Genomic DNA, 18,079 nt, shown 5'->3' on the forward strand with positions numbered 1-18,079 from the left:
AAAACCAAGTTTACTCTTTTTCTAAGCGCTTGTGGGCATCATCTGAAGCAACTATCACAAAAGCATGATGGGAAATTGCTTTTAACGTGATTGAACGGCTTGCTCAAGCTGTGAAATGATTGGATTTAATAGAGTCTGCTTACGTTTAAAACTAGCTTTATTCACAATTAAACGTGAAGAAACTTTGCAAATTTCCTCTAATGGTTCAAGACCATTCGCTCTGAGCGTATTACCAGTATCGACCACATCCACAATGTAATCACCCAACCCGACCAAAGGCGCTAACTCCATAGAACCATAGAGTTTAATTACATCAACTTGCTCACCTAAGCTTGCATAATACTGACGTGTAAGATTGACATATTTCGTGGCAATTTTTAAACGGCCTTTTGGACGCTCCATTCCCACTTTACCAGCAGTCATTAATTTACACTTAGCGATTTTCAGGTCAAGTAGCTCATATACATGCTGAGCACCATGTTCCATCAACACATCTTTACCTGCTACACCTAGATCTGCTGCGCCATTTTCTACATAGGTAGGCACATCAGATGCACGTAAAATCAAAATACGTACTTGCTTATGCGTAGTAGGAAAAATCAGTTTACGGGACTTTTCCGGATCTTCCAGCAAATTAATGCCCGCTGTAGCTAGCAAAGGTAACGTCTCTTTTAAGATACGCCCTTTACTAAGTGCCAAGGTCAAACCATGATCAAAATTGCCCATCACATCAAAATTAGGATCATCGTTTCTTACATCATTCATTAACTTACTCGCTTAATTTTGGCACCTAAACCTTGAAGTTTCTCTTCGACATGCTCATAACCACGGTCAATATGGTAGATACGATCGATTAAGGTATCTCCCTCTGCAACTAAAGCTGCCAAAACTAAAGAGAATGAAGCACGCAAATCAGTTGCCATTACAGGCGCTGCCTGTAAAGTTTCTACTCCAGTTACGATTGCGTCATGACCTTCGACCTGAATATTAGCCCCCATGCGTGACAACTCAGGAACATGCATAAAACGATTTTCAAAAATTGTTTCAGAAATCGTTGCAAATCCACGACCGATAGCATTTACAGCCATAAGCTGAGCTTGCATATCTGTTGGAAACTCTGGATGGGGCAAAGTTCTAAAACTTACAGCTTTAGGGCGTTTGCCTAACATATCAAGTTCGATCCAGTCATCGCCACGAGTGACTTCAGCACCCATTTCTTCAAACTTATCCAAAACAGATTCAAGTAATGCTGGGTCAGTATGAGTAGTTTTGACACGACCACCCGTAATTGCAGCAGCTGCTAAATAAGAACCTGTTTCGATACGATCAGCTACAACAGCATATTCACAGCCGTGCAAACTTTCTACTCCAGTTACAACTAAAGTATCGGTATCAATACCTTCAATCTTAGCACCCATTTTAATGAGCATTTGAGCAAGGTCAGTAATCTCAGGTTCACGAGCTGCATTACGAATAGTTGTAACACCATCAGCCAGTGCAGCAGCCATCAAGATGTTTTCGGTACCGCCAACGGTAACCATATCGAAAACAACTTCGCCACCTTTTAAACGACCGTCAACTGAAGCATGGACATAACCATTTTCAACTTCAATATGTGCACCTAAAGCTTCTAAGGCTTTTAAATGCTGGTCAACTGGACGTGATCCAATTGCGCAACCACCTGGTAAAGAAACCTTCGCATTACCATAGCGTGCTAATAATGGCCCTAAAACCAAAATTGAGGCACGCATTGTTTTTACCAATTCATAAGGAGCAAACTGATTATCTAAAGTAGAGGTATCAGCTTTTACTGTGTCATTTTCATAGCCGATTGTAACCCCTAATCCACCAATCAACTTAACCAAAGTATTTACATCTTTAAGATTTGGAACGTTGGTAATCGTAATTGGTGAGTCTGCAAGAATAGTTGCAGCAAGTAATGGTAAAGCCGCATTTTTAGCACCAGAAATGCGCACTTCCCCTTCGAGCTTAACACCACCCGTAATTAAAAATTTATCCATTAATATTTAAGCTCCGAAAAGGCTTGCTTTACGCCATTCATCTTTGGTCATTGCACGAATTGTTACCGCGTGAACTTCGCCACTTGCAATATAAGTATTTAATGGTGCATAAACTAATTGTTGGCGAGCAACAGTACGCTTACCGTCAAATTGATCATCCACAATACGGAGGTCAAATTTTCCGGCCTGTCCGCTCACCGCTACTTCCGCTTCAGGGAAAGCTTCTTTTAAAATTTGAGTGAGCTGTTCACTATTCATTGCAAAGACCTCTGACACAACCTAAGGTGTAAAACGAAGTATTTTACTATAACTTTTTCAAAGAATTCAGTACGTGTTTATATTTTATCAATAAAAAAGAGGCTATCTTTCAAGCCTCTCTCAATTATATAAAACTTATTAAGCAGAAACAGTAACTTGCGAATAAGTACACTGCATTTTCCGATATTTTAATAATTGTTTTTTTAATTTTTCAGTCAGCTTTTTAATTGAAGTATACATGTCATCAGCAGTTGCCTGAGCAAACAACTCAATTCCCGGCAACCTTACAATAGCCTCTGCAACATGGTTTGAACTACCTTTATGAGAGCGCTTATCAATTTGATGATCTTTTGTTAATTTAATCTGCATACTATTCACCTGATCTAGATGTTTCGTTAACTGATTAAATTTTGATTTAATATTTTCTTCTATAGCTGGTGTAATTGCTAAATGATGTCCACGAATCGTTATTTGCATAATTCTATCCCTCACCTTTTTTAGGTTATCTAAAGAAGAACCAAAACGATTTAATGCTATCAAAAAGAAAACTTGGGACAATTAAACCATTTTAGTTACTCTCTTGGTGAAAATGAAATTTCATTATTTCGTCATAATGAATTCCTAGAATAGTCATACTTCAAAATTCAGATCAAGACTTTTCTCTCAGACGACGAAGGAATATGTAACGATTCTCGATATTTTGCAACCGTTCTTCGAGCCACTTCAATTCCCTCCTCCTTTAATAATGTAGCAATTACATTATCTGACAAAGGCTTACGTGGATTTTCATTTGCAACCAGTTTCTTGATCATTGCACGAATCGCAGTAGAAGAAGCCTCTCCCCCCGCAGTTGTTCCTACATGGCTAGAGAAAAAATATTTCAACTCAAACAGACCACGAGGCGTAAGCATATACTTATTTGTAGTGACCCGAGAAACTGTAGATTCATGCAATTCAACCTCTTCCGCCACATCTCGAAGAACAAGCGGCTTCATTGCCTCAGGACCTATCTCCAAAAAGGCTTTTTGATGCTCCACAATACAAGAAGCTACTTTTAATAATGTTTTATGCCTTTCATCAATACTTTTAATAAAATTTTTCGCCTCAAGCATTTGATTACGTAAATATAAATTATCCTCGCTCTGATCTGCTCTACGAATCATACTCGAGTAAAAAGAATTAATTCGTAATTTAGGAAGTACATCTGGGTTTAGCTGAACCTGCCAATGTAAATCTTTTTTTGAAACGACTACATCTGGAATTTGATAATCAGATTCTTGCTTATCAAAATCCATACCAGGATATGGTTTTAATGTCTTTAAAAGGTCGATTGCAAATTTTAGTTGGTCTCTCGTTAGGCCTGTTTGTTTGAGTAGCTTATTTAGGTCATTTGCTATTAAAAGCTCATAATGCTGCAATAAGCTTTTTGCCTCGCTTAAGTACTCAACATCTTTTGGTAGAAATTCGAGCTGTACCTTTAAGCATTCCGCTAAATTGCGTGAACCAATCCCTAATGGATCAAGACGTTGAATATGCTTCAAAACAACTAGAACTTCATCCTCTTCAATTTCTTCCTCAATATCCATTTCATTTAACAATTGTTGTGCTGCTAAAATTATTTCTTCTATTTCAGCATCTAAGAACCCTTTATCATCTAATGCATCAACGATACAATAAGCAATTAATTGATCTATTTTAGAGAAATGCAAAAGATTAACTTGCTCTAAAATATGTTCCTTTAGAGATAATTGAACTTGACGATTATCCTCGCGCTCTTCAAATTCTGGAGTAGCTAAAGCCGTTGATTGATGTGTATAAACATCATCCCAATCGGTATCGACTGGCAAATCATCAGGCAAATGGTTTGCATTTAGTTCAGTTGTCAAATCATCTGATTCTTTACTTTCTAATGTAGACAGACTTTCCGTTAATGACTCTTCTTCTATTTTTTCAAGTAAAGGATTACTATCTAATTGAATCTGAATTTCCTGTTCTAGCTCTAAACTAGAGAGTTGTAATAAACGAATCGCCTGCTGCAATTGAGGTGTTAACGATAAAGAATTCGCAACTTTCAATCCAACAGATAATTTCATATATTTTAGTTTCCATTAAACAAGCAAAAATCATGCCTATTCAATATTTATAACATATAGTCTCCATTTGTTATACATATCCAACTGAATTTTCTAGAAGAAAAAATAGATTTTTCCAATTATAAAAATAATCTTATTAAATTAATTCTATCAAACTTAATTCCAAAGAAAGTAGACACAACTCTTTATGAAAAATTTAATTAAAAAGAGTTAGCCCTTTTCTAATTTTTTTAATTAAATGCTCTTTCTATCTATAGTTTTTTTATTGAATTTAAAGATTTAAATCCATAAATCTAATTTAGATTTTTAATATCTTATAGGCATAAAAAAACACCCCTGACCATTGAGTCGGGGGTGTTTAGAATAATGAGCTGGCGATGACTTACTCTCACATGGGTAACCCCACACTACCATCAGCGCTAAGAGGTTTCACTTCTGAGTTCGGGAAGGGATCAGGTGGTTCACTCTTGCTATGGTCGCCAGCACAACTGGTATGGATACTTGCTTCGTTTTATTCACATGGTGATACGTTGCGTTTTCCAAATCTTTACAGACGGGCTGATTGAATCTGACTTTATCTGTTCATTTTAGCTAAGCGTTTAACTAAATCAAGTTGCTTTGCATGTTTATGAATCGATTGATGCTTCATATACAACTGCTTGGGTGTTGTATAGTCAAGCCTCACGAGCAATTAGTATTGGTCAGCTTCACATATCACTATGCTTCCACATCCAACCTATCAACGTCCTAGTCTCGAACGGCTCTTTAGAGGAATAAATTCCTAGGGAAATCTTATCTTGAGGTAGGCTTCCCGCTTAGATGCTTTCAGCGGTTATCCCTTCCGAACATAGCTACCCGGCGATGCGACTGGCGTCACAACCGGTACACCAGAGGTTCGTCCACTCTGGTCCTCTCGTACTAGGAGCAGATCCTCTCAAATTTCCAGCGCCCACGGTAGATAGGGACCGAACTGTCTCACGACGTTCTAAACCCAGCTCGCGTACCTCTTTAAATGGCGAACAGCCATACCCTTGGGACCTGCTTCAGCCCCAGGATGAGATGAGCCGACATCGAGGTGCCAAACACCGCCGTCGATATGAACTCTTGGGCGGTATCAGCCTGTTATCCCCAGAGTACCTTTTATCCGTTGAGCGATGGCCCTTCCATACAGAACCACCGGATCACTAAGACCTACTTTCGTACCTGCTCGACTTGTGGGTCTCGCAGTTAAGCGCGCTTTTGCCTTTATACTCTACGCGTGATTTCCGACCACGCTGAGCGCACCTTCGTACTCCTCCGTTACTCTTTAGGAGGAGACCGCCCCAGTCAAACTACCCACCAGACACGGTCCTCGTCCCGGATAACGGGACAGAGTTAGAACCTCAACATTACCAGGGTGGTATTTCAAGGACGGCTCCATTGGAACTAGCGTTCCAACTTCAAAGCCTCCCACCTATCCTACACAAGTAAGGTCAAAGTTCAGTGTCAAGCTGCAGTAAAGGTTCACGGGGTCTTTCCGTCTAGCCGCGGGTACACTGCATCTTCACAGCGATTTCGATTTCACTGAGCCTCTGCTGGAGACAGCGCCGCCATCATTATGCCATTCGTGCAGGTCGGAACTTACCCGACAAGGAATTTCGCTACCTTAGGACCGTTATAGTTACGGCCGCCGTTTACTGGGGCTTCGATCAAGAGCTTCGCTTACGCTAACCCCATCAATTAACCTTCCAGCACCGGGCAGGCATCACACCCTATACGTCCACTTTCGTGTTTGCAGAGTGCTATGTTTTTAATAAACAGTTGCAGCGGCCTGGTTTCTGCGGCTGTCGTCAGCTCAGGAAGCAAGTTCCATCACCAACAACAGCGTACCTTCTCCCGAAGTTACGGTACCATTTTGCCTAGTTCCTTCAGCAGAGTTCTCTCAAGCGCCTTGGTCTACTCGACCTGACCACCTGTGTCGGTTTCGGGTACGATTCCTGTGTAACTGAAGCTTAGAGACTTTTCCTGGAAGCATGGTATCAGCCACTTCGCTGTACAAGTACAGCTTGCTATCGGATCTCAGTATAGAGTACCCCGGATTTGCCTAAGATACATACCTACATCCTTCCACCTGGACAACCAACGCCAGGCTGACTTAACCTTCTCCGTCCTCTCATCGCATTACACAGAAGTATTGGAATATTAACCAATTTCCCATCGACTACGCCTTTCGGCCTCGCCTTAGGGGTCGACTCACCCAGCCCCGATTAACGTTGGACTGGAACCCTTGGTCTTTCGGCGAACGGGTTTTTCACCCGTTTTGTCGTTACTCACGTCAGCATTCGCACTTCTGATACCTCCAGCATACTTCTCAATACACCTTCATCGGCTTACAGAACGCTCCCCTACCACTTGACTAATGTCAAATCCGCAGCTTCGGCACATAGTTTTAGCCCCGTTACATCTTCCGCGCAGGCCGACTCGACTAGTGAGCTATTACGCTTTCTTTAAAGGGTGGCTGCTTCTAAGCCAACCTCCTAGCTGTCTATGCCTTCCCACATCGTTTCCCACTTAACTATGATTTTGGGGCCTTAGCTGGCGGTCTGGATTGTTTTCCTCTTGACTACGGACGTTAGCACCCGCAGTCTGTCTCCCGGATAGTACTCATAGGTATTCGGAGTTTGCATCGGTTTGGTAAGTCGGGATGACCCCCTAGCCGAAACAGTGCTCTACCCCCTATGGTATTCGTCCGAGGCGCTACCTAAATAGCTTTCGGGGAGAACCAGCTATCACCAGGCTTGATTAGCCTTTCACCCCTATCCACAAGTCATCCCCTGGCTTTTCAACGACAGTGGGTTCGGTCCTCCAGTTAGTGTTACCCAACCTTCAACCTGCTCATGGATAGATCGCCTGGTTTCGGGTCTATACCCAGCAACTAAACGCCCTATTAAGACTCGGTTTCCCTACGGCTCCCCTATACGGTTAACCTTGCTACTGAATATAAGTCGCTGACCCATTATACAAAAGGTACGCAGTCACACCACGAAGGTGCTCCCACTGCTTGTATGCATGCGGTTTCAGGATCTATTTCACTCCCCTCACAGGGGTTCTTTTCGCCTTTCCCTCACGGTACTGGTTCACTATCGGTCAGTCAGGAGTATTTAGCCTTGGAGGATGGTCCCCCCATATTCAGACAAGGTTTCACGTGCCTCGCCCTACTCGTCATCATTATGTGTGCCCTTTCGTGTACGGGAATATCACCCTCTACGTTCGCACTTCCCAGAGCGTTCCACTAAAACACACATAACTTAATGGGCTGATCCCCGTTCGCTCGCCGCTACTGAGGGAATCTCAATTGATTTCTTTTCCTAAGGGTACTGAGATGTTTCACTTCCCCTCGTTCGCCTTGCAACACTATGTATTCATGTTGCAATACCTACCTTAAAGTAGGTGGGTTTCCCCATTCAGAAATCTCCGGATCAAAGGATATTTGCCGCCTCCCCGGAGCTTATCGCAGGCTATTACGTCTTTCATCGCCTCTGACTGCCAAGGCATCCACCACATGCACTTAATTACTTGACTATACAACCCCAAACAGTCGTCAACACCTACAAGTGAGTGTTGTCCGTGCGATTCTTCATCGCTACTATCTGTTGTCTGTGTACTTAAACACTGTACAGCTTCAATCTAAATTCATATACCAAAACGCTTGATTCAGTTAATTTGCTAGTTCTCAATTCATTCAGATTAATTGCTTAATCTAAACTCTTGAGTGAACAATTTATTTCAGACTCAATTTTGCCAATCTGTTAATGAATAAACATGCCTTCGTCAGGTCATGCTTAATACCGTGATATTTAAATCACAGAAGTTAATAAACCAAGATCATATAATCTCTATTTACTAATTTCTGTAATCCGAACTTCTCTTAAGTTCTGGTGGAGACTAGGAGAGTCGAACTCCTGACCTCCTGCGTGCAAAGCAGGCGCTCTACCAACTAAGCTAAGTCCCCAGCTTACATCATCAGTCATGTATCTTTTATCTATAACTTTAACCAGTCAAAGTCATGGTGGGTCTGACAAGACTTGAACTTGTGACCCCACGCTTATCAAGCGTGTGCTCTAACCAACTGAGCTACAGACCCTCAGATACATCTATGAAGAACAACTTGTTGTGGATTCTTACCAATCGTCAATCTTTCGTTAAGGAGGTGATCCAGCCGCAGGTTCCCCTACGGCTACCTTGTTACGACTTCACCCCAGTCATCGGCCACACCGTGGTAACCGCCCTCTTTGCAGTTAGGCTAGCTACTTCTGGTGCAACAAACTCCCATGGTGTGACGGGCGGTGTGTACAAGGCCCGGGAACGTATTCACCGCGGCATTCTGATCCGCGATTACTAGCGATTCCGACTTCATGGAGTCGAGTTGCAGACTCCAATCCGGACTACGATCGGCTTTTTGAGATTAGCATCCTATCGCTAGGTAGCAACCCTTTGTACCGACCATTGTAGCACGTGTGTAGCCCTGGCCGTAAGGGCCATGATGACTTGACGTCGTCCCCGCCTTCCTCCAGTTTGTCACTGGCAGTATCCTTAAAGTTCCCGACATTACTCGCTGGCAAATAAGGAAAAGGGTTGCGCTCGTTGCGGGACTTAACCCAACATCTCACGACACGAGCTGACGACAGCCATGCAGCACCTGTATGTAAGTTCCCGAAGGCACCAATCCATCTCTGGAAAGTTCTTACTATGTCAAGGCCAGGTAAGGTTCTTCGCGTTGCATCGAATTAAACCACATGCTCCACCGCTTGTGCGGGCCCCCGTCAATTCATTTGAGTTTTAGTCTTGCGACCGTACTCCCCAGGCGGTCTACTTATCGCGTTAGCTGCGCCACTAAAGCCTCAAAGGCCCCAACGGCTAGTAGACATCGTTTACGGCATGGACTACCAGGGTATCTAATCCTGTTTGCTCCCCATGCTTTCGCACCTCAGCGTCAGTGTTAGGCCAGATGGCTGCCTTCGCCATCGGTATTCCTCCAGATCTCTACGCATTTCACCGCTACACCTGGAATTCTACCATCCTCTCCCACACTCTAGCTAACCAGTATCGAATGCAATTCCCAAGTTAAGCTCGGGGATTTCACATTTGACTTAATTAGCCGCCTACGCGCGCTTTACGCCCAGTAAATCCGATTAACGCTTGCACCCTCTGTATTACCGCGGCTGCTGGCACAGAGTTAGCCGGTGCTTATTCTGCGAGTAACGTCCACTATCTGAAGGTATTAACTTCAGTAGCCTCCTCCTCGCTTAAAGTGCTTTACAACCATAAGGCCTTCTTCACACACGCGGCATGGCTGGATCAGGCTTGCGCCCATTGTCCAATATTCCCCACTGCTGCCTCCCGTAGGAGTCTGGGCCGTGTCTCAGTCCCAGTGTGGCGGATCATCCTCTCAGACCCGCTACAGATCGTCGCCTTGGTAGGCCTTTACCCCACCAACTAGCTAATCCGACTTAGGCTCATCTATTAGCGCAAGGTCCGAAGATCCCCTGCTTTCTCCCGTAGGACGTATGCGGTATTAGCATTCCTTTCGAAATGTTGTCCCCCACTAATAGGCAGATTCCTAAGCATTACTCACCCGTCCGCCGCTAAGATCAGTAGCAAGCTACCTCTCTCCGCTCGACTTGCATGTGTTAAGCCTGCCGCCAGCGTTCAATCTGAGCCATGATCAAACTCTTCAGTTAAAATCATTTTGTACCTTATTTAAAGACAAGGTACCAATTCTGGCTCATCAATTACTGACTTAAATTTCGCTCAAATAAACTTCGAGTAATTTAAACCAATCAATCAATGAAAATTATTTCGATTAATCAACCAGTAAAAATCCACACAAGTTGTTCTTCAATTCTCTTAATGATCTTCTTCCTGGTTCGTCACCAGCAAGCTAGGTCGGCTATATTACTCTTAATCTCTTAAAAGTCAACAGGTAATTTCGATATTTTTAAAACTTATCTTCAAAACCAACTTCTCATCAAATTCATCACTTAAAGCAATCAACTTAATCACAAGTAACTGTTTTTCAACAAGTTTCTATCTGCATCACCGCCGATGGATGTGCATTATAGACCATTAAAAACCCTTTGCAACCCCTTTTTTAATTTAATATTATCACTTGGCTAATTTTTAGGCTTTTTAGCATTTTATCTATATTATTTGATCAATTTTACATTGATAATAGATTATCAGTTTTGTATTAAAGCATATCTCCACCCAACTGCACATTTAAGTATTAGCCTGGCTGGCGGTTAAGGAATTATATGAATTATTCTAATTTAATTTTACTCAGCGTATTATCTGTAGGTGTTTGTACCTCTATATATGCTCAAGAAAATACTATAAGTGAATCTTCTGATGCTAGCTCACTAGAAGAAACAGCACCTGCTCATCCGCGCTCACAAATTATTAAAGATTTAAAAAATATTAAAGTTAAAGATTTAAAAATTAATGCGAACGCAGCACAACCAGATCCTGTAAAAGACCCATTACAATCACTAAATCGTCCAATTTATTCATTTAACGATATGTTGGATCGAAATTTTTTACGTCCAGTTGCGGTTCAATATAGAGAGAAAACTCCAGAAGATGTTCGTGGCTCTTATCGTCAATTCCGTAAAAATCTTGGAGAACCTTGGAATGCGGTTAACCAGCTTATTCAAGGTCGTCCAGGTCGTGCAGCAAAAACTTTAGGTCGATTTACTATTAATACTTTAACGACTCTTGGTTTAGCTGACCCTGCTAGTCGTTTAGGTTTACCGACTGAGGAAGAGAATTTTGGTGTAACCCTCGGTTACTATGGCGTCCCTTCTGGCCCATTCCTGATGTTACCTTTTTTCGGTCCGAGTACCTTGCGTGATGGTTTCGGTTTAGCAGTAGATGCTCAAGCTCGCCCACAGAAATATATTATGGAAGATCAAGATGGTCTTTATTGGTCGAGTAATATGTTACAAGCTGTTGATACTCGCGCTCAATATCTAGATTTAGATCAAACCCTACAGGGTGATCAATATGCCATGATTCGAGACTTATATCTCCAACGTAAAGCATTCCAAATTGCAGAGAAGAAAGGCGACTCAGCTGATGTATCTTTCATAGATGATGATTCAGACGATACCCCGGATGAGGATCAAAACCCTTAAAAGATGAAATCAAGGTATTGCTCGGATTAAGAGTTCGGCAATACCTTGATTTTGATCATACATACTCTATGATGAATAAAGTGATCATATAAAAGGACTACCATATCTTCTATGTATTTTATTAAACCGACACGCTCTATCCCTTATTTAGAGCAAGCTTTGGATAAACTGCCAGGCTTACAAGTCATTAACATAGATGATTTAGATTTATATGATCCAACCATCATTGCAATAGCAGATGTACAAGATTTTCTGTCTTATAAATGGAATTTACCCACCATTGTCATTGCTTTTGAACATGAAGGGAGCGCTTTAGCTCAAGCATGGGAAGCCGGTGCTCTTGCAGGTTGGGTATGGAATCAATTACCTAACGATTTAAATAAAGCATTAACAAGAATTGATGCTCAATATAAGCGTAACCAAGATAGTCGTGATTTACCTTCAGCTGCTGAACTGCAAAAACGATTACTGCCTAATCCAATTGATTTATTAAATTATGAAGTCGAAACTTTCTTTCAGCCTTCAGCTTATCTTTCCGGTGATTGGTATGACTACTGGAAATTAAATGATAAAGAAGTTTTATTTTATCTTGCCGATGTTTCAGGACATGGTGTAACCAGTAGTTTATTAACATCATGGATGGCAGCTTTCCATGGTCGCTCAAAAACCCCAAGACAATTAATAAAAAAATTAAATGGAATGTTGGTTCAAGAGAATATTGAAAAGCACATTACGATTGTGGTGGGTATTTTAAACCTAGAAACACATACGCTTCGCTGGTCAAGTGCGGGCCACTACCCTCCTCCTATCATTTTTGAACCGAATCAAGCTCCCAAAATTCTAACAACAAGTAGTTTTCCATTAGGCTTAACCGATGAACTTGAAGTTGAAGAGCATGTTTGTACATTAAATCATCAATCCCGCTTTATCGTTTGCTCAGATGGAGCACTTGAACCTTTTGATGGTGGTTTAAATGATCAGTTCCAACAATTGGTTCATCATTTGCAAAATCAATCATTTCAAGCACCTGATCATGTGGCTGATGATATTGCCATCTTTAGTCTTTGTCGAATGAATTAATTTACGAATCAATTAATTACATAATATACGACTTAAGGACTCTTGAGTCTGAGATGGCACTATGTGATAATTTTTCTATCCTTCTCTGAAAATGGCATTTATATGTCAACAGGTCATGTTGAATATGCAAGTTTAAATGGAACGCATATTTTCAAACTTATTGGTGAAGTGCGAGCCCATTCTTGTATAAGTCTAGACAAACTTTTAAACAGAATTGAACAGCAAGAGAATGTTGTTGGTGCAATCGTTGATTTAACCCAAACAACATTTATTGATAGTACAGTATTAGGCATCCTGGCTAAGCTAGGTTTAAAGCTTAAACAAACTCATCATATTCAAGCTGTGATGCTATCTACCAATCCAGATATCACAACCTTAGCCAACAGTATGGGGCTAGGGCAGGTTTTTGTCATTTTGAATTATTGTGGCGATCCTAACGTTTGCACATTAACGTTAACTGATGAACAAATCACTCATAATGCAATGCTAAGAACGGTTCTGGATGCACATAAGACATTGATGAAACTCAATGCAAATAATCAGAACATGTTTGAGCCACTTGTGAAGCAGTTACAGAAAGAACAAGATACGCTTGAACAGGTATCTGACAAGCAAAATGCCTGATTTCTCCTATTAAGCCGGACTAGAATATGACCCTTGTTTCTGTTGCTCAAATGAACTCTCAAGATGATATTGAAAATAATTTTCAAGTCATTGAGTCTTTGATTCAACAAAGTAAGGCGCAAAATGCCAGCTTAATTGTTTTCCCTGAAAACTTTGTATGTTTTGCTGCTGGGAAACAGCGTGAAACAGCTGAGCAGTTTGAGTCTATTCAGCAAAGGCTTGAGAAACTAGCACATCAATATCAAATCTGGATTATAGCCGGTACTTTACCATGCCCATTTCGTCCAGATGGTTCCACCATTCAAGATGGTCGAGTCCGAACTGTTAGTCTTTGTATTAGCCCTGAGCGTACAGAAGCACGTTATGACAAGATCCATTTATTTGATGTACAAGTGGGTGATGCTGTCGGTGGTTATCAGGAGTCTCGTTTCTTTGAACCCGGGACAGACGTAGTAGTCACATCTACTCCTTTTGGCAATATCGGCTTAATGGTATGTTATGACTTACGTTTTCCAGAGCTTGCTCTCACCCTGAGACAACAAGGCGCTCATATACTTACTGCTCCTGCTGCGTTTACCTATACAACTGGACAAATGCACTGGCAGCTTTTGCTACAGGCTCGGGCAATGGATAGCCAATGTTACGTTTTAGGTGCAGCACAACAGGGCTGGCATGGTGAAAAACGACAAACTTGGGGACACTCTGGGGCAACAGATAGTCGTGGTCAAATTTTAAGCATGGTTGGATATGAAGGGAATGGTTTAATCACTGTACCTTTTGATCTAGCAGCACAAGAACTCGTCCGCTCTTCAATGCCTCTAATGACACACCGTAAATTGATTCAATATTAAAAGTTTAATTATTCATGTGGAAATACTTATTTAGCTTTTTTTGCTTGGGGGCAAATATTCATTGTTATGCAGAGTTTGGGACAACGAACCATTTCGTTTCACCTACGGCACAACTCAGTTCAGATATTCTTCCAGCAACACCTAAAAATATTCCGTTACCTGCATTCGGCCAAAGAATAATTGGATGGGGTACAGGCGCAGAAGGTGCAAGACAACGTTTAGAAAATATTCAGCCTGCAGATGTTTCTATGATTAAAAAACAAGGAACTACTCTTGAAATGATTACTGCATGGCAAGACTTTTATGAACAAGAGCAACAACGTAACGCAAATAATCCTACCGCTAAATATCGTGCTCGATTAATGAAAAAGATTGCAGATTTGTGGTAAATACAGTGATCTAAAATATTTTTTCTTATGGAATAATTGATCTAATTATTCCATTTTTTATGTACCCTCATTTGTTTTATTCATAAACTATTCGGATGAACATTTAAGAAACTGAATAGAAAGCGATATACTACAAAAGTAGTATTATTTTCTTTGAGGAATATATGGACCAAGACTGTCAAAACTTAAAGCTTGAGAATCAATTATGTTTCCTCATTTATTCAACAAATTTAGCGCTTAATCAGCTCTATAGAAAACTTCTAGCACCTTTGGGTATTACCTATCCTCAATATTTAGTGATGTTGGTGTTATGGGAGCAAGATAAAGTCACTGTTTCGGAAATTGGAGCAAAACTTTTTTTAGAATCATCTACCCTCACCCCTATCTTGAAAAAGTTAGAAGCCCAAAATTTACTTCATCGTACCCGTTCATCTCAAGATGAAAGACAAGTTATTATTACGCTGAGTGATGAAGGGAAAAAATTAAAAGATCAAGCAATGGAGATCCCAGCAGGTGTACTAGAAGCAAGTTCATGTGATATGACAACACTATTGGGCCTCAAAGATCAACTTACTAAACTCCGTACAAATCTAGTCAAATAAACAGCAATTTTTTTTAAAAATATACTTGTCAAAATATTTAAGTCGTGTACGATATATTTGTATTCAATTTATTTTAGGAATAAAAACGATGTCATTAGAAAAAGTTGTTTATCGTGCAAAAGCTAAAGCAACCGGTGGTCGTGATGGCCGTGCGACTTCATCAGACGGCGTATTAGATGTACAGCTTGGTGTACCTAAAGAGATGGGCGGCGCTGGTGGCGCTGTAACGAATCCAGAGCAATTATTTGCAGCTGGTTATTCAGCGTGCTTTTTAGGTGCTCTAAAATTTGTTGCAAATCGCGATAAATTTAATATTAGTAAAGATGCTTATGTAGAAGGTGAAGTAGGTATTGGACCAATTCCTACAGGTTTTAGCATCGAAGCGACTTTAAATGTTTACTTAGTTGGTATGGACCGTGAAGAAGCTGAAAAGTTAGTTGCAGCTGCTCACATTGTTTGCCCATACTCAAATGCAACTCGCAACAATATTGATGTGAACTTTAATATTGTGACTGAATAAGTTTTGATACTAAAAAAATGCCCGAATCAAGTCGGGCATTTTTTCATCTTACATATTATGCTTCACTTGCTTCATTAGTTACACGAAGCACTTCTTCGAGAGTAGTTTTACCTGCAAGTACTTTGCGTAAACCATCATCACGAATAGAGCCTGAATACTCACGAGCATGATTTTCTAATTCATATTCAGCTGCGTTACCATGAATCAGACGGCGCATAGGTTCATCAACAGGTACGATTTCATAAATGGCTGTACGCCCATTGAAACCTAAATGTGAGCAATGATCGCATCCTTTAGCCTCAGGTAACTGCAACAACGGTTCATTATGAATATGCTGGAAAACCTGTTTCTCAAAAGTATCGGCTTCACGCCAAGTCATACAATGTGGACATAAAGTACGAACCAAACGTTGAGCAATCACCCCAATTAAAGAGCTTGATAATAAGAATGGTTCAATCCCCATATCTTTAAGTCGGGTAACTGCACCAATAGCGGTATTGGTATGCAGCGTTGATAAAACCAAATGACCTGTTAAAGAGGCTTGAACTGCAATTTCAGCCGTTTCCAGATCACGGATCTCCCCTACCATCACCACATCAGGATCTTGACGTAACATTGCCTTTAAAGCTCGGGCAAATGTCATATCCACTTTGGTGTTCACTTGTGTTTGACCAATACCCTCAAGTTGATATTCGATTGGATCTTCAGCAGTTAAGATATTTCGAGTATTGTCATTTAAATCAGATAAAGCTGCATATAAGGTCGTTGTTTTCCCCGAACCCGTAGGCCCAGTGACCAAAATAATGCCGTGAGGACGATGCACCAATTGAGTTAAACGCTCATAGTCATTAGCCATTAAGCCCAAATGTGTCATGTTTAAGCGGCCTGCCTGTTTATCAAGCAAACGCATAACCACCCTTTCACCATGTGACGATGGCAACGTTGAAACACGGACATCTACTTCACGGCCAGCAAGGCGTAAAGAAATACGCCCATCTTGTGGTACACGTTTTTCAGCAATATCAAGCTTCGCCATGACTTTAATACGCGAGACCAATAAAGGTGCCAGCTCACGGCGTGGCTGTACAATCTCACGTAGTTGACCATCTACACGTAATCGTACAGATAGTTTCTTTTCAAAAGCTTCAATATGAATATCTGAAGCCCCTACCCGAATTGCCTCTGAAAGTAATGCATTAATAAGACGGACAATAGGAGCATCATCTTCCTGATCCATTAAGTCTTCTGTTTCAGGAACCTGATCGGCCAAACTTAATAAATCTGGATGATCTTCTAAACCTGCTGCAACTTGTTGTGATTCCCCTGTATCACCTGCATAGCTCGTACTCAAGAGCGCATTAAATTCTTGTTCAGTACATAATTGATAATGAGCTGGCTTACCCAAGATGCGTCTTGCTTCCTGCAATGCAATTTTTTCAGTATTTTGACGTCTAATAATAAATACCTGATCACCGTCATAACGAAATAAAACACCATGACGCTTGGCAAAACTATATGGAACTTGTATTTGTTTCAATATTTGCATCACAATTTATAATGATGAGTAAGATGATTTTGAGTGTACTCTAAGCAGATTACAGCGTGAAGTCTGTTTAACAACTCGGTAGAGGAATTTTACGTCTTGTTTGAAAATAATGAATATCAGCCTCGCCCCCAGAATTCTTTAAAATGGTGGGGAGAACAGAACTTTGAAATTAATCAGTCCAAAGCATGGCAATTCGGTTCAATGCTTTTTCGTTTAACACGTGGCATAAAAGAATGGCGTATCGAATATTATCGACCTGCTCTTCAAGACGATAATGAGCAAGATTGGCACCCACTTGCCGATCCACATTTTGCTTTCCCGCATAATGTTCAAGTAGAACGTTATATGTTTCGAAAGACCAATCCAGAATTTTTACTTATGCCACGTCTGGCAGATCGTTCTGTGGTCATTAAACCCGTTGATCCCATCTATATTCCAGCAGGTCAACGTGGGACTTTATATATAAGTACGCCATTATGGATTGCAGGTTTAGTTGAAAGTCAGCATGAGCCTTTATTTGAGATTCCTGTCATTCAACCTAAGGATACGTGGTTCGGTCCAAATGCCCAGCAAGGTGAAATCTGTTATGCCACGTCGGTAGATGGGCGTACCGATTTGAATCTATTAACACCACGCGCATTTCGTGCTGTTACCCCTATCGACTTTCACAACACCAGTAATCATCAATTACGCTTTGATCGCATGAATGTACCAGTTACAGCCCTCCCTCTTTTTTATAGTGAAAGTACAAGACGTTTGTGGACTTCTCAAATCAAAGTTTACTATGAAGGCTCTGACCGCCCCGCACGCATTCGTATTGAAAACCGAACGCCTCCTCTTGCTGGTGAAGTGACTTATGTCCATCCACCACGTTCACCTGGTGGAGCATTATTTAATATGTTTGATTCATTCTTTTAAGAGGT

14 protein-coding genes, 2 tRNA genes and 3 rRNA genes are annotated in these 18,079 nt (G+C 41.1%); 8 read left to right on the top strand and 11 right to left on the bottom strand.

Annotated features, from left to right (window positions below):
• Positions 1-81: 81 nt before the first annotated feature.
• The 10 genes from hisG to SOI81_RS14335 all read right to left on the bottom strand — a co-directional run bounded on the left by hisG (position 82) and on the right by SOI81_RS14335 (position 10,092).
• A complete protein-coding gene (hisG, locus tag SOI81_RS14290) occupies positions 82-765 on the bottom strand; it encodes an ATP phosphoribosyltransferase (protein WP_005071248.1) in 684 nt (227 codons plus the stop codon).
• Positions 765-2,021 carry a UDP-N-acetylglucosamine 1-carboxyvinyltransferase gene (gene murA, locus SOI81_RS14295; protein ID WP_239976204.1) on the bottom strand — a complete coding sequence of 419 codons (1,257 nt, stop codon included), beginning with the start codon at positions 2,019-2,021 and terminating at the stop codon, positions 765-767. Before murA ends, hisG begins: the two co-directional genes overlap by 1 nt.
• A gap of 6 nt (positions 2,022-2,027) precedes the next feature.
• Positions 2,028-2,279 carry a BolA family iron metabolism protein IbaG gene (gene ibaG, locus SOI81_RS14300; protein ID WP_002115399.1) on the bottom strand — a complete coding sequence of 84 codons (252 nt, stop codon included), beginning with the start codon at positions 2,277-2,279 and terminating at the stop codon, positions 2,028-2,030.
• A 138-nt stretch (positions 2,280-2,417) separates the two neighbouring features.
• On the bottom strand, positions 2,418-2,756 hold the full coding sequence (gene hpf / locus SOI81_RS14305; protein WP_016142151.1) for a ribosome hibernation-promoting factor, HPF/YfiA family: 339 nt from the start codon (positions 2,754-2,756) through the stop codon (positions 2,418-2,420).
• A 167-nt stretch (positions 2,757-2,923) separates the two neighbouring features.
• Positions 2,924-4,372 (bottom strand): RNA polymerase factor sigma-54, encoded by a 1,449-nt coding sequence (rpoN, locus tag SOI81_RS14310; protein WP_239976205.1) that lies wholly within the window; start codon positions 4,370-4,372, stop codon positions 2,924-2,926.
• 369 nt (positions 4,373-4,741) lie between these two features.
• Positions 4,742-4,856, bottom strand: a 5S ribosomal RNA gene (rrf, locus tag SOI81_RS14315).
• Positions 4,857-5,042: 186 nt separating this feature from the next.
• Positions 5,043-7,933: ribosomal RNA gene (locus SOI81_RS14320) — 23S ribosomal RNA — on the bottom strand.
• Positions 7,934-8,287: 354 nt separating this feature from the next.
• Positions 8,288-8,363: transfer RNA gene (locus SOI81_RS14325), tRNA-Ala, on the bottom strand.
• Positions 8,364-8,418: 55 nt separating this feature from the next.
• A tRNA-Ile gene (locus tag SOI81_RS14330) sits at positions 8,419-8,495 on the bottom strand.
• A gap of 59 nt (positions 8,496-8,554) precedes the next feature.
• A 16S ribosomal RNA gene (locus SOI81_RS14335) occupies positions 8,555-10,092 on the bottom strand.
• The 16S, 23S and 5S rRNA genes sit together here with 2 tRNA genes alongside, the layout of an rRNA operon.
• 573 nt (positions 10,093-10,665) lie before the next feature.
• Between SOI81_RS14335 and SOI81_RS14340 the strand changes: the two genes are divergently transcribed.
• From SOI81_RS14340 to ohr, 7 genes are all read left to right on the top strand, one after another.
• Positions 10,666-11,544: a VacJ family lipoprotein gene (locus SOI81_RS14340; RefSeq protein WP_016142153.1), complete on the top strand. Its 879-nt coding sequence runs from the start codon at positions 10,666-10,668 to the stop codon at positions 11,542-11,544.
• A 111-nt stretch (positions 11,545-11,655) separates the two neighbouring features.
• Positions 11,656-12,624, top strand: coding sequence for an RsbU family protein phosphatase GigA (gigA, locus tag SOI81_RS14345; protein WP_239968384.1), 969 nt, complete (start codon positions 11,656-11,658; stop codon positions 12,622-12,624).
• A gap of 102 nt (positions 12,625-12,726) precedes the next feature.
• Positions 12,727-13,248, top strand: a complete 522-nt coding sequence (gigB, locus tag SOI81_RS14350; protein ID WP_002117273.1) for an anti-anti-sigma factor GigB — start codon at positions 12,727-12,729, stop codon at positions 13,246-13,248.
• A gap of 26 nt (positions 13,249-13,274) precedes the next feature.
• A complete protein-coding gene (locus SOI81_RS14355) occupies positions 13,275-14,099 on the top strand; it encodes a carbon-nitrogen hydrolase family protein (protein ID WP_239974774.1) in 825 nt (274 codons plus the stop codon).
• Positions 14,100-14,113: 14 nt separating this feature from the next.
• Entirely contained in the window at positions 14,114-14,488 is a 375-nt protein-coding gene (locus tag SOI81_RS14360) for a DUF4951 domain-containing protein (RefSeq protein WP_016142156.1), read from the top strand.
• Positions 14,489-14,652: 164 nt separating this feature from the next.
• The gene (gene ohrR / locus SOI81_RS14365; RefSeq protein WP_320540933.1) at positions 14,653-15,090 is read left to right on the top strand and encodes a MarR family transcriptional regulator; all 438 of its coding nucleotides are present in this window, start codon (positions 14,653-14,655) and stop codon (positions 15,088-15,090) included.
• An 88-nt stretch (positions 15,091-15,178) separates the two neighbouring features.
• Positions 15,179-15,610, top strand: a complete 432-nt coding sequence (gene ohr, locus SOI81_RS14370) for an organic hydroperoxide resistance protein (RefSeq protein ID WP_016142158.1) — start codon at positions 15,179-15,181, stop codon at positions 15,608-15,610.
• A 55-nt stretch (positions 15,611-15,665) separates the two neighbouring features.
• On the opposite strand, the gene gspE is transcribed toward ohr, so the two are convergent.
• Positions 15,666-17,156 (bottom strand): type II secretion system ATPase GspE, encoded by a 1,491-nt coding sequence (gspE, locus tag SOI81_RS14375; RefSeq protein ID WP_016144379.1) that lies wholly within the window; start codon positions 17,154-17,156, stop codon positions 15,666-15,668.
• A gap of 96 nt (positions 17,157-17,252) precedes the next feature.
• On the opposite strand from gspE, the gene SOI81_RS14380 reads away from it, so the two are divergent.
• Positions 17,253-18,074, top strand: coding sequence for a hypothetical protein (locus tag SOI81_RS14380; protein WP_016142160.1), 822 nt, complete (start codon positions 17,253-17,255; stop codon positions 18,072-18,074).
• Positions 18,075-18,079 lie beyond the last annotated feature (5 nt).

Origin of the sequence: Acinetobacter pittii (genome assembly GCF_034067285.1) — a bacterium.
In the GTDB taxonomy this organism is placed as follows: domain Bacteria; phylum Pseudomonadota; class Gammaproteobacteria; order Pseudomonadales; family Moraxellaceae; genus Acinetobacter; species Acinetobacter pittii_E.